We start from the raw sequence: 18,542 nt of genomic DNA on the forward strand, positions 1-18,542 counted from the left end.
ATCAAGCGCCGCAGAGCCAACGTCATGCACCCTTGTTTGCTGCGCGACAGCGCGGCGCCTTGGCGGCGGGACGGCTCCTACAACGATGTTAAGCAGCGCTGGTGATTTCTTGTGAACACCTCATTGCCCATGGCTTTGATCTGCCCATCGATCAGTGCTTCGAAAGGTGTCAACAGAGGCTGGAACAAGGCAGGCGCCTCCAGGCATTCGAGGGCGTGAACGATAGCCTCGATAGTAGACAACGCCCCTTTCCCTGGTGCCTTACGCAAGCGGTAGCGCGAGGGTAGCGTCGCGGGCAGGCATACCTGCGGCAAGGCTGCCAATTCGGGGTTCAGGTGCAGTAGCTTACGGGCTTTACGCCAAGTACCGTCGAGCACGATCAGTTGCCTGGGCGTGTCACTGGCTCGAAGCACGGTGGCCCTTTCTCCTGGAAATAACACGTAACTAGGCAGCGAAGTGCTTTCCCAAGGCGCAGCCTCGAAACGCTCACCTATGAGCAACGCGCTATTACACAAGCCTAAGTGAGCCAAGCGCGCGGTATTGAGCGCATGGCCAGTTTCGCTGGGGTGCTGAAGGATCAGCACCCGGTTGCGACTAGACAGCCGAGGAATCAATGCACAGAGGCAATGGCCCTCTGGCCGATGGCAGTAAAAACAACTGGGCCGCGCCATAAAACCTTAGCGCCGAGGCTGGCGACGCTTGCGTTGGTCTTCGGTCGGAATGGGTACAGGTTGCATCGGTGGAATCAAACCCAGCGCCACGGCCAGGTCGTGCAGCCAGTTGAACAATTTGCCTTGCATTACACGCCCCCTTGGGACTTGCCCATACGGCGACTACAGGTGCCGTTACTGTGAGGATCATAAACCCAAGCGATGCAGTTGCGCACTGTTCGGGCTACCACGCCATCCTATCGCTATAACCTTTTGCCTTACCGTGTTATCGGCCAGGCGTGGCAATACTGAAGCACAAAGCATTAGTGTAGCCTGTGCCTCGTTCACGGATGACTGGCGCAAGGCCTTGGGGGTTCCTTTCAAAATCCCAACGGCATGGCCGTGCTAGGGGGCGACCTGGGCTTTGCTCGACAGGGCCATGAAGGTTTCAAGGTCCAAGGCATCGCCCTGCTCGTTCAGCACGTCACGAGGGTGTTCGCTGTCGGGGATGCTGCTATCGAGCAGGGCCAGCAGTCGAGCGCCATTTTCAGTAAGGGCATAACCGGTGCCCTCGGCAGCGTGCAAAAAGCCACGCTCCACCAGCAGTGGCATATAGCGCGCGGCATCGGCCTGGAGCGTGCCCAAGGCCTCGGGGGTGGCCCCTTCAGCCTGTTGGGTGCGGGCCAATTCTTCGGCGTTAGCATCGGTGTCAAAGGCTTCGCCAGCCTTGGTGGTTTGTACTTTGTGCAGCAGGCGTTCGATCAAGTCCCAGTTATAGGTCGTCATAAAGCGGTCACTCCAGTGAGGGCGCGAATAACATGCCTAGCTGTGACCTGAGGCCAGGGTGACCGTTCGGTCAGGGCCACCCTGCCTGCGGTTAGGCGTCGGGTTTGCGCTTTTTCAGCGGAGCCAAGCCGTCCTGGCTGGCCAGGATGGGAGAGGCTGGCTTGCGCGCGTTGGGCGAGCGCTTGGGGGTGGCCTTGGCGGTGGTTTTTTTGTCTTTGTCGGTCTTCTTCTTTTTGGTGCCGGCGGCCTTGCCAGAGGCCTTTAGCTTTTTAGGCCCGGTATAGTTGCCCTTTACCTCTTTGATGACCCGGCGCTCGAAGTTCTGCTTGAGGTAGCGCTCGATGCTGCTCATCAGGTTCCAGTCGCCATGGCAGATCAGCGAGATCGCCAGGCCTTCGGCCCCTGCCCGGCCTGTACGGCCTACACGGTGCACGTATTCATCGCCGCTGCGAGGCAGGTCGAAGTTGATGACCAGGTCCATGCCTTCCACGTCCAACCCGCGGGCGGCCACGTCGGTGGCGACCAGGATCTTCGCCGCGCCCTGTTTCAAGCGCTCGATGGCCAGCTTGCGGTCTTTCTGGTCTTTCTCACCGTGCAGCACGAAGACCTTGAAGTCTTTGGCGACCAAGTGGCCGTAGACGCGGTCGGCCATGCTGCGGGTATTAGTAAAGACAATGGCCTTACGGTAAGTCTCGTTGGCCAGCAGCCATTGCACGATGGCCTCTTTGTGAGCGTTGTGGTCCGCCATTACGATCTGCTGGCGCGTGTGTTCACTGAGATCGCTGACGTTGTTGACCATCAGGTGCCGAGGGTCCTTGAGCACCTTGTCGATCATGTCGCGCAAGCCAGCACCCCCGGTGGTGGCGGAGAACAGCAGCGTTTGATGAGCAGGTGGGCACAGGTCGCACAAACGGGTCACGTCCTCGGCAAACCCCATGTCCAGCATGCGGTCGGCTTCGTCCAGCACCATCACTTCTACCTGGGCCAGGTCCAGGTTGCCTGCGTTCAGATGTTCCAGCAGCCGGCCAGGGGTACCGATAAGGATGTCCGGCACCTTGCGCAACATGGCGGCCTGAACCTTGAAGTCCTCGCCACCGGTGATCAACCCGGCCTTGATAAAGGTAAAGCGAGCGAATCGCTCAACCTCTTTAAGGGTTTGCTGGGCCAACTCACGGGTGGGCAGCAGGATAAGCGCGCGAATGTCTACCCGCGGGCGCGACGGGCCGATCAGCCGGTTGAGCATGGGCAACACGAAAGCGGCGGTTTTGCCGCTACCGGTTTGGGCGGTTACCCGCAGGTCACGCCCTTCGAGCGCGGGCGGAATGGCCGCGACCTGCACAGGGGTAGGCTCGACGAAATTGAGCTCGGCCACGGCTTTGAGCAGGCGCTCGTGAAGGGCGAATTGGGAAAACACTGGGGTACTACCTCGAAGGGAACCTGGAACGACTGCATAGGGTAGCGGAGCTGCGCGGTACAAGCGAGCGCCGCGGTGCCACAGGCTCAGCTCAGCGGGCCAATGCGCCTCGTCGGCTCAGCCATACCGAGCCCAGGATGATCCCTGCGCCGAGCGCCAAGCGCCCCAAGGGCTCCTGATGGTTCCAGAGCAGCAGGTTAAGCAGCAATCCCACAGGCACATGCAGATTGTTCATCACCGCCAGGCTGGCGGCCGGTACCAGGCTGGCGCCTTTGTTCCAGGCATACATGCCAAAGGCCGTGGACACCAGGCCCAAAAAAGCCAGTACCGCCCATTGCAACGGCATCGTTGGCAGATGCTGCCCATTGCCGAACGCCAGGAACGCCGGCAGCGCTACCAGCAAGGCGCCGGCGAAGAAGTAACCGAAGCCTTGGTACTGCGGGCCGGCAAGCGGCTGTTGGCACTGTAGCCGCTTGTACAACACCTGCCCGGCGGCATAGGTGAAATTCGCCACTTGCAGCAATAAAAACCCACCAAAGAAGCTACCACTGACCCGGTCGAAGCGAATGACCACCGCACCCGCCACGGCCACCAGTGCCGCCAGCAATGCCCAGCCGTTAAAGCGACGGGCCAAGGCGTCTTGCAACAGCGTTACATGCAGGGGGGTCAGCACCGTGAACAGCAGCACCTCTGGCACCGTCAGCACGCGGAAGCTTAGGTACAGGCACACATAGGTCACGCCGAACTGCAGCGCGCCAATCAACAACATACGTCGCAGGTAAGGGCCGGGCACCGCGCGCCAGCGGGTAAGGGGCAAAAACACCAACCCCGCCAGCAGCACCCGGGCCAGCACGGCAAAGTAACTGTCTACCTGCCCGGCGAGGTATTCGCCAATCAGGCTGAAGGAGAAGGCTTGGATCAGGGTCACGATCAGCAGATAGGCCATGGCGCGCCTCGGGCAAAGCGCGCGACCTTACCACAGCCGACCGTGGCTTGATAAAAAACCGCTTTGGGTAAGGGCAAAGGATCAAATTGGTTGTTTAATACCCGTTTGAACCCTCGTAAAGGCCTCAAATGAAAGCGCCCCGGGTAACCCTCGATCAATGGCGAACCCTGCAAGCCGTGGTAGACCACGGTGGCTTCGCTCAGGCCGCTCATATACTGCACCGTTCTCAATCTTCGGTGAGCTATACCGTGGGGCGCATGCAGGAACAATTGGGGGTACCCTTGCTGCGCATCGACGGCCGCAAGGCTGTGCTGACCGAAGCCGGCGTGGTGCTGCTGCGCCGGTCACGGCAATTGGTGAAACAGGCCAGCCAACTGGAGGACCTGGCCCAACATATGGAGCAAGGCTGGGAAGCCGAGGTGCGCCTGGTGGTGGATGCCGCCTACCCTAACGCCCGCCTGGTGGGGGCGTTGACTGCCTTTATGCCGCAAAGCCGGGGCTGCCGAGTACGTTTGCGCGAGGAGGTGCTGTCTGGGGTAGAAGATGTGCTGCTCGATGGCGTGGCCGACTTGGCCATCACAGCCCTTAACATCCCCGGCTACCTAGGCACCGAGATGAGCACCGTGGAGTTCGTGGCCGTGGCTCATCCGGATCACGCCCTGCACGGGCTCAACCGCCCGCTCACGTTTCAAGACCTGGAAAGCCAGCTGCAAATCGTGATTCGCGACTCCGGGCGCAAGCCTAAGGACGTGGGCTGGCTAGGTGCCGAGCAGCGCTGGACCGTGGGCAGCCTGGGCACCGCCGCAAGCTTCGTAGGCAGCGGGCTGGGCTTTGCCTGGCTGCCGCGCCAGGCCATCGAACGTCAACTGCGCGAACATGTTCTCAAGCCCCTGCCGCTGGAGCAGGGAGGCCAACGCCACCCGATGTTCTACCTGTACGCCAGCAAGGAAAAACCATTAGGCCCCGCCACGCAGATACTGGTGGAGTTACTGCGCAGTTTCGACAGCGCGCCCCTGCCCCCTGCACAGCAGCACCTACCGCCTGTGTAGGGGCGAGCGATAGCTCGCGAAGGCATGTGAACAACCAGTGACATTGGCAGCTTTGCTGGCTCTACAGGGGTGGCGGAACACCCTTAGGTTTGCGAAGGTCCATAACAGGACCACCAGCGCCAGGCTTGCCCCTAGGCGCTGGCGCTCACAGGCATTTGCGATACTCTGTTGCGTTGCCTCACGTCGAGGCGGCCGCTTAGCGGCAGTTGTCGCCAACCCGTAACCGAAGGATCCTGCCTTATGTTCAAACGCATTGCGCTCTGCGCCTGTTCGCTGATGTTCGCCGCCAGCCTCCAGGCCGCCCCTACCGCCAAGCCCCATGTGCTGCTCGACACCAGCAAGGGGCAGATCGAAGTGGAGCTGGATGCCGAGAAGGCGCCCATCAGTACCCAGAACTTCTTGAGCTATGTGGACAGCGGCTTCTACAGCGGCACCCAGTTCCACCGCGTAATTCCAGGCTTTATGGTGCAAGGCGGTGGCTATGACGCCACTCTGCGCGAAAAACCTACCCAGGCCCCCATCAAGAACGAGGCCGACAACGGCTTGAAAAACCTGACTGGCACCTTGGCCATGGCCCGCACCTCGGACGTGAACTCCGCCACCGCCCAGTTCTTTATCAACGTTAATGACAACGCTTTCCTCGACCACGGTGGCCGTGATTTTGGCTATGCGGTCTTTGGCAAGGTGGTCAAGGGCATGGATGTGGTCACGCAAATCGTGCAAAGCCCAACGGGCAACCGTGCTGGCATGCAGAACGTCCCGGTTGACCCGATCCTGATTAAGTCCGCCAAGCGCTTGGACTGATCCGCGTTATACCGCCCGGTGCTACCGGGCGGTTCTCAGATTAAGAGGGGAGGCCTCATGCTGTACCGCCGTTTCGAGCAATGGATCGATGTGTTCCGTGATGCCCCCACGGATGCACCGCCTGGGAAGGTCATACCCTTCTACCTCTATTACCTGCGCCAGGTATGGCCCAGCTTTGTCGCTTTGTTGGTGGTGGGGCTGATCAGTGCCCTGATCGAGGTGGCGCTGTTCAGTTACCTCAGCGACATTATCGACATGGTCAACAGCACGCCGCCGGACCGTTTCTTCGGCGAACACTGGTCGAGCCTAGTATGGATGCTGGTGGTGGCGATGATCATCCGCCCGGTGTTCGTAGGCCTGCATGACCTGCTAGTCCACCAAACCATCTCCCCCGGGATGACCAGCATGATCCGCTGGCAAAACCATAACCATGTACTCAAGCAGAGCCTGAATTTCTTCCAGAACGACTTCGCCGGCCGCATTGCCACGCGCATCATGCAAACCGGCAACTCGCTGCGTGACTCCGCGGTGCAGGCGGTAGACGCCCTTTGGCATGTGGCCATCTACGCCATCAGCTCGTTGGTGTTGTTCGCCCAGAGCGACTGGCGCCTGATGCTGCCACTGGTGGCATGGATACTGGCTTACATTGTCGCGCTCTGGTACTTCGTGCCAAGGGTAAAGGAGCGCTCGGTGGTGTCCTCCGATGCCCGTTCCAAGCTGATGGGGCGCATCGTCGACGGCTATACCAACATTGCCACGCTCAAGCTGTTCGCCCACACCAACCTGGAGCAGCAATACGCCCGCGAAGCGATCACCGAGCAGACCGAGAAAACTCAGCTGGCCAGCCGGGTGATCACCAGCATGGACGTAGCCATCACCACCTTGAACGGCCTACTGATCGTTGGCACGACCGGTCTTGCCCTGTGGTTATGGACCCAAGGTTTGCTTACGGTGGGCGCCATCGCCCTGGCCACCGGGCTAGTGATCCGCATCGTGAATATGTCTGGCTGGATCATGTGGGTGGTCAACGGCATCTTCGAAAACATCGGCATGGTGCAGGATGGATTGCAGACCATCGCCCAACCCCTTAGCGTCACTGACCAACCCGGCGCACCGGCCTTGAAGGTTGAGCGCGGCGGCGTTCGTTTCGAGGCTGCCGAGTTCCACTACGGCAAAGTGGGCCGTGTGATCAGCGGGCTGGACCTGGAAATCGCACCTGGCGAGAACATTGGCTTGATTGGGCCTTCCGGCGCGGGTAAGTCCACGGTCGTGAACCTGCTGCTGAGGCTGTACGACCTGGAAAGTGGCCGCATCCTGATCGACGGCCAGGACATCGCCCACGTACGCCAGGAAAGCCTGCGCGAGCAGATTGGCCTGATTACCCAGGATACTGCCCTGCTGCACCGGTCCATCCGGGAGAACCTGCTCTACGGCAAGCCCGATGCCACCGATGAAGAACTGTGGGAAGCGGTGCGCAAGGCCAAGGCGGATGAATTTCTGCCACAACTCACCGATTCCGAGGGCCGAGTGGGCCTGGATGCTCAAGTGGGTGAGCGTGGTGTCAAGCTCTCCGGTGGCCAGCGGCAGCGCATCGCCATTGCCCGTGTATTGCTCAAAAACGCCCCTATCCTGATCATGGACGAAGCCACTTCAGCCCTGGATTCAGAAGTGGAAGCGGCCATCCAGGAAAGCCTGGAAACCTTGATGGAAGGCAAAACAGTGATCGCCATTGCCCACCGGCTATCCACCATCGCCAAGATGGACCGCTTGGTGGTGATGAACAAAGGCGTGGTTGTCGAAGTGGGTACCCACAGTGAACTGCTTGCTCACAAGGGCTTATATTCTCGCTTGTGGCGGCACCAGACCGGCGGCTTTGTGGGTGTAGACTGACCCATGTTTACCCTTGACCTGTTTGACGCCCTGCCCCGCTCCGCGGGTGAACGTCGGCAGCTGGGGCCTGGGGCTTGGTTGCTGGAAGGCTTTGCCCTGCCCCAGGTAAATGAGGTGCTCGCGGCGGTAAGCGCTGTGGAGGTACGTAGCCCCTTTCGCCACTGGGTTACCCCTGGTGGCTTTATTATGTCCGTGGCGATGACCAACTGTGGTCGGCTAGGCTGGACCAGCGACGCCAGTGGCTATCGCTATACCCCTGACGACCCGCTTAGCCAGCAACCCTGGCCGCCTTTGCCCGAGGTATTGCTCACCCTGGCCCAAACCGCTGCCGAAGCAGCCGGTTACCCTGCCTTCGAGCCGGATGCCTGCCTGATCAATGCCTATCAGCCAGGTGCCCGCCTTTCCCTGCATCAAGACAAAGACGAGCAAGACCTGGCCGCGCCTATTGTATCGGTCTCGCTGGGGCTGCCAGCGGTGTTCCAATTGGGTGGCCTAGCACGTACCGCGCCGGTGGAGCGTTATCCGTTGCAGCACGGAGACGTGGTGGTGTGGGGTGGAGAGGACCGCCTGCGCTTTCATGGGGTCGCCCCGGTCAAAGCCGGGGAGCATCCTCTGGTAGGCGGTAGGCGCCTTAACCTGACCTTCCGGAAGGTACGGCCCTGAGCCGCACCCAAAGGGAGCCGCCAGGCTAACGCCAACTTTCCGGAATTGGCTTGCGCGGCCGAATGCCGAAGGTGTAGCCAATTCCGATCATCAGCCACTCGATGGCCGCAGCCAACAGCAAAGCCACGCTGATGCCCCAGATGATGGCCCCTGGCGATAACGGCACTTGGTAGCTATAGCCCTGGAGGGTCTCCTGGCGGATTTGCGGGTCCGCGGCGCTGACCACATGCCAAACCCGTTGGTACCAGGGGCCTTGAAGGGCCTGCCATTCGCGCTGCAAGGCCTGCTCACGGGTCACTAGGCCCGCCACGCTTTGGGCATCGCTACGGAACACAGGGTCATCGCTGCTCTGGTAGTGCTGAACCAGCGCCTGCAGGTCGCCATTGAAGAACTTCTGCGCGGTTTCATTAAAGCCCTGCAACGCACGCTCGGCTTCCAGCAAATGGGCCTGGACCCGCTGGGTGTAGTCGTTGAGCACGCCGGGCACCTGAACACCCACCAGCAAGCCAAGGGCAAAGAGGATTAACCGAAGATAGCTTCGCAGCATGGAGCGTCCTTATTCGATGTGCCCTTCGGCAACACATTCCCCGCCACGCCACAGGGCCCACTGGCCCGGCTGGTAACGGTGCCAGGTTTCGTTTTCAGTCAAGGGTTCGGTGGCGATCACCGTGACCACGTCATCGGGCGTGGTTTCGGCCTGAAAGTCCACGATCACCTCCACGTCTTTGAGCCGGGCCGGGCCGAAAGGTGCCCGGCGGGTGATATGGGCCAGTTTGGTGGTGCAGAAGGTAAACAGCCAATCGCCGTTGCTGAGCAGGCCATTGAATACCCCGAGCTTGCGGTAACTGGCGCAGGCTTCGACCAGCACCGGCAGCACGTGGGTGTAATCCGTGGGTTCGGGAAACGCCGAACGTACTCGATTGAGCAGGTCGCAGAAGGCCGCTTCGCTATCGGTGTCGCCCACCGGCCGATAGAACCCTAGCGCGGGTAGGAAGCTGGCCAGTTGGCCATTATGGGCAAAACACCAGTTGCGGCCCCACAGCTCCCGCACGAAGGGGTGGGTATTGGCCAGGGATACCTTACCGACGTTGGCCTGGCGCACATGGCCGATCACCACCTCGCTCTTGATCGGGTAGCGCTGCACCAGCTCGGCGACCTGTGATTCGCAGCTCGGGGCCGGGTCCTGGAACAACCGCAGGCCACGCCCTTCATAGAACGCGATGCCCCAGCCGTCACGGTGCGGGCCGGTGCGCCCCCCGCGTTGGATTAAACCAGTGAAACTGAACACGATGTCGGTGGGAACATTCGCGCTCATGCCAAGCAATTCGCACATTGGAAGCTCCCTGACTGTTGCCCTTAAAGCCGTGGTTCGACCCGCAGCGGGCCGCCATCGGCTGGCCGGCGTGGGTTGCCCGGCGTGGGCGGTTCAACGCTGTGACGCCCCGCCGCGGGGGGTGACGCGAGCCCATCCGCCGACTCGCGCGCCTCGGTTTCGGCCACCTCGGCACGGCGCTTGGCGTGGGCCGCCTGCTCGGCACGGCGAGCACGGGCGGCGCGTTCGATCGGCCAGCGGATCAATGCGAACACCACGTACACCACCAGGGCGATCACTGTGTACATGGCCAAGTCCGACACGGCGCGCCAGGCGTTGTCGGCTACCTTGAACAGCAAGTCCAGCGCGGTGATGGCCACGGCCGGGGCGAACTGCTCACGGGCTGGGTCCACTACCGTGGGCGTACACACCAATGCCGCGCCGATAACACGCAGCGGCTCGCGCAGCCAACGCCACAACCAGCGGGTGAGGCGAAACCACACCAGCAAGCAGCCCAGGGCGGCCAAGGCATAGAGGCCCCAGGCAATGTAATAATCGTTCTCGGTCATGGTGTTCGTGGCAAGGCGGCAAAGTGGGGCTTATGATAACGGCTTTTGGCCTGCGGCGCAGTGCCCGGGTGCCGGGCTGCAGGCTCATGGCGCACACCGCGCGCCCTGATGAGGATTCGACCATGTCACAGCCTACGCCCCCCATCGCCCGCAAGGCCGCTGGCAGCGACCCTTATGCCTGGCTGCAGGCCCGTGACAGCGCAGACGTGCTGGCTCACCTACAAGCGGAAAACCAGTACCTGGACGCGCAACTGGCTGATAAAGCAGGCCTGCGCGAGCAACTGTTCGAGGAAATCCGCGGGCGCATGCTGGAAACCGACCTGAGCCTGCCCTCCCCTTGGGGGCCCTGGGTGTATTACTCGCGCACCACCGCCGGCGATGAATATGTTCGGCACTACCGTGCGCCACGCCCAACCGATGGCTCACTGGACGTGGACCCTGCCACCGAGCAACTGCTGCTGGACCCTAACGTCCTGGCCGATGGCGGTTTTCTCTCGCTAGGGGCGTTCAGCATCAGCCCTGACCATCAGCGCCTGGCCTACAGCCTGGACACCCAAGGCGACGAGACTTACCAGCTGTTTGTCAAATGCCTGGCCAGCGGTAATGTGCAAGCGCTGCCCTTCGAGCACTGCTCCGGCGCCATGACCTGGGCCAATGACAGCACCACCTTGTTTTTCTCGACCCACGACGACACCCATCGCCCCTATCGACTGTATCGCCATCGCCTGGGTACGCCGGGGGCTGCCCTGGTGTTCGAAGAGGCCGATGGCCGATTCTTCCTCCACTGCTACCGGGCCAGTTCCGAGCGGCAGTTGATCCTGCATGTGAACAGCAAGACCACCAGCGAAGCCTGGGTGCTGGATGCCGAGCAACCCGAGGGTGCCTTCCATCGTGTCGCTGAGCGCCGCGAGGGCCATGACTATGATGTGGACCATGGGCAACTCGATGGCGCCTGGGCCTGGTTTATCCGCACCAACCGCGATGGCCTTAACTTCGCCTTGTACCAATGCCCGGCCAGCCAACAGCCGCCCGTTGAAACAAGCTGGCAGCTGTTGGTGCCCCATAACCCCCAGGTGATGCTCGATGGCTTTAGCCTTAATCAGCACGCCTATGTGCTGAGCCTGCGTGAAGCTGGGCTGCCGGTGGTGCAAGTACACCCCAATGGCGCCGCGGCCTATCGCGTAAGGCTGCCTGATGCTGCCTACAGCCTGTACGTGCAGGACACCCTGGAATTCACCGGCCAGCAGATGCGGTTGCGCTACGAAGCCTTGAACCGCCCGGCTGAAGTACGCCAGTTAAGCCTTGCCGACGGCGAGCAGCAGGTGCTCAAGCAAACGCCGGTGCTAGGCGTGTTCGACCCAGACGCCTATTTGAGCGAGCGTGTATGGGCCACTGCCGCCGATGGCACTCAGGTACCGATCAGCCTGGTGCGCCGCCGCGACACGATTGGCGCCCCCATGCCGCTGTACCTGTACGGGTACGGGGCCTATGGCGAGAGCCTGGACCCTTGGTTCTCCCACGCGCGCCTGAGCCTCTTGGACCGTGGCGTGGGCTTTGCCATCGCCCACGTGCGCGGTGGCGGCGAACTGGGGGAACAGTGGTACCACGCCGGCAAGCAGGCCAACAAGCCCAATACCTTCAACGATTTCATCGCCTGCGCCGAACACCTGATCACAACCGGCGTGACCCGGCCGGACCGGCTGGTGATTAGTGGCGGCAGCGCCGGGGGGTTGCTGATTGGCGCGGTGCTGAACCTGCGCCCTGAGCTGTTCGCCGCCGCCATTGCTGAAGTCCCCTTCGTGGACACCCTCAACACCATGCTCGACCCCGACCTGCCGCTAACGGTGACCGAGTACGATGAATGGGGTAACCCCGAGGAGCCTGAGGTCTACGCCCGTATCAAGGCCTACGCCCCCTACGAGAACGTCAGCGCCCAGGCGTACCCCGCGGTGCTGGCGGTGGCCGGTTACAACGACAGCCGGGTAGCCTACTGGGAAGCGGCCAAATGGATGGCACGGCTACGAGAGCTGAATACCGGCCACGGGCTGATGCTGCTCAAGACCGAATTGGGCGCCGGCCACGGCGGGATGAGCGGCAGGTACCAGGGGTTGCGAGATGTAGCACTTGAGTACAGCTTTGTATTCAAGGTATTGAAACTGGTGTAAACCGCCCATTAGTCACAGCGAAGAGTCCGACCATGGCCCATGCCGCTTCACTGAACAACGAAATCCGCGGCCTGTTGATGGATTGCGGTTTGTTCAATCAACTGCATCCAGACGACTGCGCCATCGCCGCGGGCTACTTCAGCCTCGTGTCCATGGCGCAAGGCACCTGCATCTTCAACGAAGGTGATGCAGGCACTTTTATGTGCATTATCGACTACGGCAACGTCTCGGTGTCCAAGCTCGACGCTGACGGCAACCCGGTGGAAATCGCCTTGCTGCGCAAAGGCCGGGCGTTCGGCGAAATGGCCGTGCTGGACGGCGAGCGCCGCTCGGCCAGCTGCACGGCCGCGACCGATTGCCAGCTGCTGAGCCTGGGCAGGGATTCGCTGGAAAAAATGATGACTGAAGCCCCTAAGGTGGCCGCCAAGGTGATACGGGCCCTGGCCGTGTCGCTGTCCAAGCGGCTGCGCATGGCCGATGGGCAACGCCTTTCGTAGCAGCGAGCGCCAGCTCGCGAACAGGCCTCGAAAACCATTCGCCAGCTATCGCTGGCTCCCACATGGCGGCCCATTGTTACTTGAACAGGTCTTAAAACCCTTCGCCAGCTTCGCTGGCGCCTACCCCTCCAAGGGGGCACCACCACTACTGCTTTTTTGCGCGGCCGCCGGGCTGACCGCTGGCGGTTGCGGCAGCTCTACTTCAGGCAGCGTGGCGGTAGGGTTGGAGGCGGCGGCGCCAGGTGCGCCTTGCACGGACGGGGTAGCGGGCGCGACCGCAGGCACCGGCGGCGCGGGGTCGACGGCGGCTGGGGGCTCGGTGGCAGCCTGGGCATGGCCCATCACAACGGTAAGCAACAGCACAAGGGCTCGGGTTATCGGCACAACACAGCCTCGCGGTGCAGGGGGGCCCGCACACGCTAGCGCCGCTTGAGCCGATGGGCAAGCGTTACGTGCTTGCCGCCACCGCCGTGCCCTTGGATAATCGCGCGTTTTTCCAACAGGGGCTGGCCGTGGCGAACAAACGATACAGTTGCATTGGGCTGCACAACCCTAAATCCCCCGAGAACGTCGGCTCAGTGATGCGCGCCGCTGGCTGCTATGGAGTGAACTCAGTGTTCTATACCGGCCGCCGTTACGAGCGGGCGCGGGACTTTGTCACCGACACCAAGCGCGTGCACTATGATATCCCGCTGATCGGGGTAGAGGATCTGCGCGCCATCCTGCCCCTGGACTGCGTCCCGGTGGCGGTCGAGCTAGTGCCGGACGCCCGGCCGCTGCCCACTTACACCCACCCAGACCGAGCGCTGTATATCTTTGGCCCTGAAGACGGCAACCTGGATGAAGACCTACGCCAGTGGTGCGAGGAGACCATCTACATTCCGACCCAGGGCTGCATGAACCTGGCGGCCACGGTCAACGTGGTGTTGTACGACCGCCTGGCCAAGGGTAATAACACCCGTTCCGGGCCACGCTTCAAGTAAGGGGAACAGCCGTCGCGTTTGGGAGTCAGCTATTTAACTACATCCCAAGGAGACCCTGTTCATGAACAAAGACCCAATCAGCCAAGTTATCGACGCCCTGCCCACCTCGTCTCCGACCGAAACCAACGTACACGGCTGGGAGCGCGCAGGTTCGCTGGCCGGCGGGTTGGTGCTGGTGGGCAAGGGCATTCGTCGCGGCGGCCTGTTCGGCTTGATCCAGCTCGCCTTGGGCGGCGTGGCACTGGCCCGTGGCTTCACCGGCCGCAGCAAAACCAAGAGCCTGTTGGCCAAGGGCCGGGAAGAGTTGGACGGCCTGCGTGGCAACATCGAGCGCGCGGGTGACCAGCTCAAAGGCCTCAAAAGCAGCGCTGAGTCGGCTACCACTACCGCGACCGTGACTGGCAATGATGGGTTGGATAGCCCTAAGGTCTAGCGCCGTACATCCTCTGTAGCAGCGGGCCTGGGCCGCGATGAGGCTTACCACTGTGCTGAAGCCGGTCGCGGCCCATGCCCGCTGCTACGAGATTTTACGGCTTCGCCAGGCCTCTCACCCTGCTCGAAAAATCAAATGCTCTTCCCAGTCATCAGGCGCTACGCTGTCTTCGCTGAGCATGCGCCCGGCCTGGGACACCCGCTGCTTGTGCACCTGCTGAGGGTTGCCGCATACCAAGTGGTGCCATAGCGGCAGATCTTGGCGTTCGCTCACTAGCCGATAGGCGCAGGTAGGGGGCAACCATTTGAATTCATCGGCTTGGTCGGGCGTGAGCTGGATACAGTCCGGTACTTTGGCCTGGCGGTTGGGGTAGTCGCTGCATTTACAGCTGTCGCGGTCCAGCAAACGGCAGGCAATGCGGGTGTAATACACACTGCCGTCTTCATCTTCGAGCTTTTGTAGGCAGCACAGGCCACACCCGTCGCACAGGGACTCCCACTCTTGGGGGCTTAGCTGGTCGAGGGTCTTGCGCATCCAGAAGGGTTCTACTTTCGCGGCCATGGGCGTTCCTGAGACGAGAGCGTGCCGACAGTGCATCGGCGCAAAGCGGCGCAAGTCTAGTACCGCAGGCCCTGGACTCCAAGCCTGAATGACTGACGGCGCCAGCGGGCTTGTAAACGCCAAGGCGGATCAGTAGCGTGCTGGCTTCTTACTAGGAAGCCAAGCCATGACCGATACCCCTCGCGTTGCCGATTACGCCATTGCCGAACACTTTCTCAATCGCTGGTCGCCTCGGGCATTCACACCTGAGCCAATTCCTGAAGACACCCTACTTGGGTTCTTTGAAGCAGCGCGCTGGGCGCCCTCTGCCTATAACTCCCAGCCCTGGCGCTTCCTTTACGCTCGCCGGGATACCCCGGACTGGTCCCGTTACCTGAGTCTGCTGAACGAATTCAACCGCGCTTGGGCTCAGCACGCGTCGGCGGTAGTGATCATTCTGTCGAAAACCACGTTCCTCGCGCCAGGCGCTGAAGCCGAAAGCCCGGCCTTATGGCACACCTTCGATAGCGGGGCTGCCTGGGCGTACTTCGCGCTGCAAGCGAGCCTCAGTGGCTGGCACACCCATGGCATGGCCGGGTTCGATCAAGCCAAAACCCGTCAAGCGTTGAATATCCCTGAAAGCTACGCACTGCACGCCGCGGTGGCCGTGGGCAAACTGGGCGACAAGGCCACCCTGCCCGCGTACCTGCAGGCCCGGGAAACCCCTAGCCCTCGCCGCCCGGTAAGCGAGCTGGCGAAAGGTGGGGACTTCGACTTCAGCTAAGGCCTTCAATAGCCTCGATCAAAGTTCACCAACCCTTTCAATGGCTGCCCCGCTTCGAACGCTTTTAGATTGCGCAGGAACAGCTCAGCCATCAAGGGCGGTGAGGTGGGCGCGGCACTGTGGCCAGTCACCAGCAAGCCCCAGGCTGTCCAAAAGGGATGCTGGCGAGGCAATGGCTCTTGCCGGCACACATCGATCACCGCACCGGCGAGGTGACCATCACGCAAGGCCTGCACCAAGTGGGCGTCCACCACGGCGCTACCGCGGCCAACGTTGATAAACAGTGCTTCGGGATTGAAGGCCGCAAACAGTCGCGCGTCGAACAGGTCGCGGGTGGGGTGCGTGTCTGGTAGCAGGTTAATCACATAGTCGGCCTGGGTCACCAGGCGCGGCAACGCGTCCAGGCCAGCGATTTCCTTGAACGGCGCCTGGGTACGAGGGCCAGTGGCAATGCCGTATAGCTCTATGCCGAACGCCGCCAGGCACTGGGCGACACTGGCGCCAATGTCCCCTACCCCCACGATCAGCGCCTTGCGCCCAGCCACGCTGGTTGAAGGGCGGGTATCCCACTGGCGCTCCACCTGGCTTACCAGGCGCGTCATCACCTTACGCTCGTGGCCAAGCACGTACGTCAGCACGTATTCGGCCATCACTTGACCAAAAATGCCGATAGCGCGGGTGAGTTGGTAATCGCGCGGCAGGCCTATCCCAAGCAACGGCGTGATGCCAGCCCAGGTGGACTGCACCCAGCGTGGGCGATGCCCTTGGCGCAGCAGGCTGGCTAGCAGGTCGGGCTGGCCCAACCATACAGCGCAGTCGGCGGCCTGACGAGACAGTTCGGCGGAGTCATCGCTGGTACACACTTGCAAGGCAGGGGCCTTGCTTTCAAGCAAAGCGGCGTAGGCAGCGAAAGCCTGCTCCGCGATAAGCACGCGCATGAATGGACCTTAAAAATAACGGTGAGGCAAGGGCCGCAGGTTAATAGGCAATGGCCAGCGATTGGTGAAACCTTCCCCTATCGCCGGCACAGACGGCAGGTGGCGCTAGACCGGGTCGTTGCGCCGCAGCAGCTCTTCGGGCAGGTGCTCGATGTACTCGGCTTCCGGCGGCGGCATTTGCAGGTGGTAGCCTTGGGCGTCAAGGTTATCCAGCACTTTATGGATATCCTCGCGGGCAAGCTCGCGCTCCGGTGTAAGCACCAGGTCGAAAGCATGCTGGGGCTTGCCGAATGCGCCCAACAACCCTTCGGGAACCCGCTTCAGCGCGTCGCTTTTGAGCACATAGAGGTACATTTCAGGCTTTTTGGGGCTGCGGTAGATGGAACAGATACGTTTCATGAAGGTTCGCCTGCGGGGGTTGCTAGGCTGTCCAGCAAGCGCTGGCCCAGGTGCTCGCGGCGCCAGCCACGTAGGGAGTCAGGAAGGCTGTAAGGCCCGTTAGGGTAGCCGCTGCGGAGCAAGGCTTCGAGGACCTTCTTGCGCAACACCAGCTCAGGGGCGATGCCGTGCTCCTGCGCCCAGGCCTGGCCCACAGCGCGCAATTGCTTGAGCACGCCGGCGGCCTCCATGGGCAGTGGTTCAGGCAAGCGCTCTGGCCATTGGTCCTGGGGGGTTTGCGCCGCCTGTTGGATTAGCTCAAGCAAGGTTTCGCCATCCTGGCGCACGGTGCGCGGGTGCATTTCATCCACCTTGGCCAAGGCGGTAAGGTTGCTTGGCTGGAAGCGCGCCAACGGCCACAGGGTTTGCTCCTTGACCACCCGGTTGCGGGGTACGTCCCGCAAGCGAGCCTGTTCCTCGCGCCAGGCGTACAACTCGCGCAGCACCGCCAACTGCCCAGGGCTGAGCTTCCAACCCAGGCGGGCGTCTCGATACAGTTCACGGGGGTTGATTTCGCGATCGAACTGAGTGGTCAGCTCCTGGCCGTCCTCCAGCACCCAGGCAAAGCGCTCGTCGCTCAAGCGATGGCGCAGGGCCTGATAGACTTCGGCCAGGTGCAGGGCGTCTTCGGCGGCATAGCTGACCTGCAACTCGGACAGCGGGCGCTGCAGCCAGTCGGAGCGGGTTTCCCCTTTGGGCAATTCGATACCCAACACCTCTTGAACCAGCCGCGAATAGCCCATGGAGAAGCCCAGCCCCAGGTAAGCGGCAGCCAATTGAGTGTCGAACAGCGGCGTTGGCAACTGACCGGTTAGCCTGGACAGCACTTCCAGGTCTTCGCTGCAGGCGTGCAGCACCTTCACCACGGTAGGCGAGGCCAATAGCGTTGCCAGTGGCTCCCAAGCGGTGATGCTCAACGGGTCGATCAATGCGGCGGTATGACCGTCGCTGATCTGCAGTAACCCTACCCTCGGATAGAAGGTATCCACCCGAACGAATTCAGTATCCAGCGCCACGAAGGGCAATGCCTGCCAGGCGGCGCAATGGGCCGCCAAGGCCTGGTCGTCACGAATCCACTCTATCGCTATGGCCACAGGCCTCTCCTCGAACAATGCTGGCAGTATACCGCCAGGCTTGAGGATGACTACAGCCCGGCAGCGCTCAGGTGCGGCATCCGGCAAATAGGTCCAGGGCAGGGACAAAGCCAAGGGCGCTGTCGGCGACCGGCGGTCATGGGAACGTTCGACCAAGGGAACGAAAGCCGACCGCCGAAGGGTCGAAGGTGTGGAAACGGCTATGCTTTGTTCAATCCACCCGCCGCGAGGTGAACCAATGCCTGTAACTCACGATTTATATGCCGACCTTGGCAAGACCAAGGACGAAGTGACCCAACTGCTCAAGACTGACAAGCGCCTGCAAAGCCTAATCGAGCAGTATGAAGACATCGACCGGCAAGTGGTCGACGCTGAAAGCCGCGCCGCAGAAGACGACGAAGTGAATCAGTTGAAGAAAAAACGCTTGGCCACCAAGAACAAGGTCGTTCAGGCCATCGAATACCCCGGTACTGAAGGGGCTGCTAAAAATTTCTGATTGCTTCAGAGCCGCCTCTGCCCCCCCCTAACGGCTGGGCGGCTTCCTTGCTTTGAACAGAAGTCGACAGCTTCCCGCCGGTTCCAGTCAT

23 protein-coding genes are annotated in these 18,542 nt (G+C 61.6%); 10 read left to right on the forward strand and 13 right to left on the reverse strand.

Features of this window, described 5'->3' with window-relative positions; all coding sequences use genetic code 11:
- Positions 1 to 77 precede the first annotated feature (77 nt).
- From ACWKV4_RS10150 to ACWKV4_RS10170, 5 genes are all read right to left on the reverse strand, one after another.
- Positions 78 to 671, reverse strand: coding sequence for a tRNA-uridine aminocarboxypropyltransferase (locus ACWKV4_RS10150; RefSeq protein WP_483831951.1), 594 nt, complete (start codon positions 669 to 671; stop codon positions 78 to 80).
- 6 nt (positions 672 to 677) lie between these two features.
- A complete protein-coding gene (locus tag ACWKV4_RS10155; RefSeq protein ID WP_483831952.1) occupies positions 678 to 800 on the reverse strand; it encodes a PA1414 family protein in 123 nt (40 codons plus the stop codon).
- Positions 801 to 1,055: 255 nt separating this feature from the next.
- Positions 1,056 to 1,436, reverse strand: a complete 381-nt coding sequence (locus ACWKV4_RS10160; RefSeq protein WP_483831953.1) for a transcriptional regulator — start codon at positions 1,434 to 1,436, stop codon at positions 1,056 to 1,058.
- Between the two features lie 91 nt (positions 1,437 to 1,527).
- On the reverse strand, positions 1,528 to 2,850 hold the full coding sequence (locus tag ACWKV4_RS10165) for a DEAD/DEAH box helicase (protein ID WP_483831954.1): 1,323 nt from the start codon (positions 2,848 to 2,850) through the stop codon (positions 1,528 to 1,530).
- Positions 2,851 to 2,941: 91 nt separating this feature from the next.
- Entirely contained in the window at positions 2,942 to 3,796 is an 855-nt protein-coding gene (locus tag ACWKV4_RS10170; protein WP_483831955.1) for an EamA family transporter, read from the reverse strand.
- 128 nt (positions 3,797 to 3,924) lie between these two features.
- Between ACWKV4_RS10170 and ACWKV4_RS10175 the strand changes: the two genes are divergently transcribed.
- From ACWKV4_RS10175 to alkB, 4 genes are all read left to right on the forward strand, one after another.
- Positions 3,925 to 4,845: a LysR family transcriptional regulator gene (locus ACWKV4_RS10175; protein ID WP_483831956.1), complete on the forward strand. Its 921-nt coding sequence runs from the start codon at positions 3,925 to 3,927 to the stop codon at positions 4,843 to 4,845.
- Positions 4,846 to 5,085: 240 nt separating this feature from the next.
- Complete coding sequence (locus ACWKV4_RS10180; RefSeq protein WP_483831957.1) at positions 5,086 to 5,649, forward strand: peptidylprolyl isomerase; 564 nt, start codon at positions 5,086 to 5,088, stop codon at positions 5,647 to 5,649.
- A 57-nt stretch (positions 5,650 to 5,706) separates the two neighbouring features.
- The gene (locus ACWKV4_RS10185; RefSeq protein WP_483831958.1) at positions 5,707 to 7,539 is read left to right on the forward strand and encodes an ABC transporter ATP-binding protein; all 1,833 of its coding nucleotides are present in this window, start codon (positions 5,707 to 5,709) and stop codon (positions 7,537 to 7,539) included.
- Positions 7,540 to 7,542: 3 nt separating this feature from the next.
- Positions 7,543 to 8,202 carry a DNA oxidative demethylase AlkB gene (gene alkB / locus ACWKV4_RS10190; protein WP_483831959.1) on the forward strand — a complete coding sequence of 220 codons (660 nt, stop codon included), beginning with the start codon at positions 7,543 to 7,545 and terminating at the stop codon, positions 8,200 to 8,202.
- Between the two features lie 25 nt (positions 8,203 to 8,227).
- Here alkB and ACWKV4_RS10195 read toward each other — a convergent pair whose 3' ends face one another.
- Genes ACWKV4_RS10195 through ACWKV4_RS10205 form a run of 3 tightly spaced genes read right to left on the reverse strand, consistent with a single transcriptional unit; the run spans position 8,228 to position 10,083 of the window.
- A complete protein-coding gene (locus ACWKV4_RS10195; RefSeq protein ID WP_483831960.1) occupies positions 8,228 to 8,749 on the reverse strand; it encodes a DUF2937 family protein in 522 nt (173 codons plus the stop codon).
- 9 nt (positions 8,750 to 8,758) lie between these two features.
- Positions 8,759 to 9,535: a class II glutamine amidotransferase gene (locus ACWKV4_RS10200; RefSeq protein WP_483831961.1), complete on the reverse strand. Its 777-nt coding sequence runs from the start codon at positions 9,533 to 9,535 to the stop codon at positions 8,759 to 8,761.
- A 23-nt stretch (positions 9,536 to 9,558) separates the two neighbouring features.
- Positions 9,559 to 10,083: an MFS transporter gene (locus ACWKV4_RS10205; RefSeq protein ID WP_483831962.1), complete on the reverse strand. Its 525-nt coding sequence runs from the start codon at positions 10,081 to 10,083 to the stop codon at positions 9,559 to 9,561.
- A gap of 122 nt (positions 10,084 to 10,205) precedes the next feature.
- Here ACWKV4_RS10205 and ACWKV4_RS10210 point away from each other — a divergent pair, with 122 nt between their 5' ends.
- Entirely contained in the window at positions 10,206 to 12,248 is a 2,043-nt protein-coding gene (locus ACWKV4_RS10210; protein ID WP_483831963.1) for a S9 family peptidase, read from the forward strand.
- Positions 12,249 to 12,280: 32 nt separating this feature from the next.
- Complete coding sequence (locus tag ACWKV4_RS10215; protein WP_483831964.1) at positions 12,281 to 12,745, forward strand: Crp/Fnr family transcriptional regulator; 465 nt, start codon at positions 12,281 to 12,283, stop codon at positions 12,743 to 12,745.
- Positions 12,746 to 12,865: 120 nt separating this feature from the next.
- On the opposite strand, the gene ACWKV4_RS10220 is transcribed toward ACWKV4_RS10215, so the two are convergent.
- Positions 12,866 to 13,108, reverse strand: a complete 243-nt coding sequence (locus tag ACWKV4_RS10220) for a hypothetical protein (RefSeq protein ID WP_483831965.1) — start codon at positions 13,106 to 13,108, stop codon at positions 12,866 to 12,868.
- 149 nt (positions 13,109 to 13,257) lie between these two features.
- On the opposite strand from ACWKV4_RS10220, the gene ACWKV4_RS10225 reads away from it, so the two are divergent.
- Together ACWKV4_RS10225 and ACWKV4_RS10230 are read left to right on the forward strand one after the other, a co-directional pair.
- Entirely contained in the window at positions 13,258 to 13,728 is a 471-nt protein-coding gene (locus ACWKV4_RS10225; protein WP_483832119.1) for an RNA methyltransferase, read from the forward strand.
- Between the two features lie 61 nt (positions 13,729 to 13,789).
- Positions 13,790 to 14,161: a YgaP family membrane protein gene (locus ACWKV4_RS10230; protein WP_483831966.1), complete on the forward strand. Its 372-nt coding sequence runs from the start codon at positions 13,790 to 13,792 to the stop codon at positions 14,159 to 14,161.
- Positions 14,162 to 14,275: 114 nt separating this feature from the next.
- Here ACWKV4_RS10230 and ACWKV4_RS10235 read toward each other — a convergent pair whose 3' ends face one another.
- Complete coding sequence (locus tag ACWKV4_RS10235) at positions 14,276 to 14,722, reverse strand: YcgN family cysteine cluster protein (RefSeq protein ID WP_483831967.1); 447 nt, start codon at positions 14,720 to 14,722, stop codon at positions 14,276 to 14,278.
- 166 nt (positions 14,723 to 14,888) lie between these two features.
- Here ACWKV4_RS10235 and ACWKV4_RS10240 point away from each other — a divergent pair, with 166 nt between their 5' ends.
- The gene (locus ACWKV4_RS10240; protein WP_483831968.1) at positions 14,889 to 15,485 is read left to right on the forward strand and encodes a nitroreductase family protein; all 597 of its coding nucleotides are present in this window, start codon (positions 14,889 to 14,891) and stop codon (positions 15,483 to 15,485) included.
- Between the two features lie 5 nt (positions 15,486 to 15,490).
- Here ACWKV4_RS10240 and ACWKV4_RS10245 read toward each other — a convergent pair whose 3' ends face one another.
- The 3 genes from ACWKV4_RS10245 to rnd all read right to left on the reverse strand — a co-directional run bounded on the left by ACWKV4_RS10245 (position 15,491) and on the right by rnd (position 17,955).
- Positions 15,491 to 16,423: a D-2-hydroxyacid dehydrogenase gene (locus ACWKV4_RS10245; RefSeq protein WP_483831969.1), complete on the reverse strand. Its 933-nt coding sequence runs from the start codon at positions 16,421 to 16,423 to the stop codon at positions 15,491 to 15,493.
- A 105-nt stretch (positions 16,424 to 16,528) separates the two neighbouring features.
- Positions 16,529 to 16,822 (reverse strand): YcgL domain-containing protein, encoded by a 294-nt coding sequence (locus ACWKV4_RS10250; protein ID WP_483831970.1) that lies wholly within the window; start codon positions 16,820 to 16,822, stop codon positions 16,529 to 16,531.
- Positions 16,819 to 17,955, reverse strand: coding sequence for a ribonuclease D (rnd, locus tag ACWKV4_RS10255; protein WP_483831971.1), 1,137 nt, complete (start codon positions 17,953 to 17,955; stop codon positions 16,819 to 16,821). The genes ACWKV4_RS10250 and rnd overlap by 4 nt, the downstream gene beginning before the upstream one ends.
- A 238-nt stretch (positions 17,956 to 18,193) precedes the next feature.
- On the opposite strand from rnd, the gene ACWKV4_RS10260 reads away from it, so the two are divergent.
- Complete coding sequence (locus ACWKV4_RS10260; protein WP_483831972.1) at positions 18,194 to 18,451, forward strand: HP1242/YdcH family protein; 258 nt, start codon at positions 18,194 to 18,196, stop codon at positions 18,449 to 18,451.
- Positions 18,452 to 18,542 lie beyond the last annotated feature (91 nt).

The sequence above is a fragment of the Pseudomonas artemisiae genome, assembly GCF_057128685.1.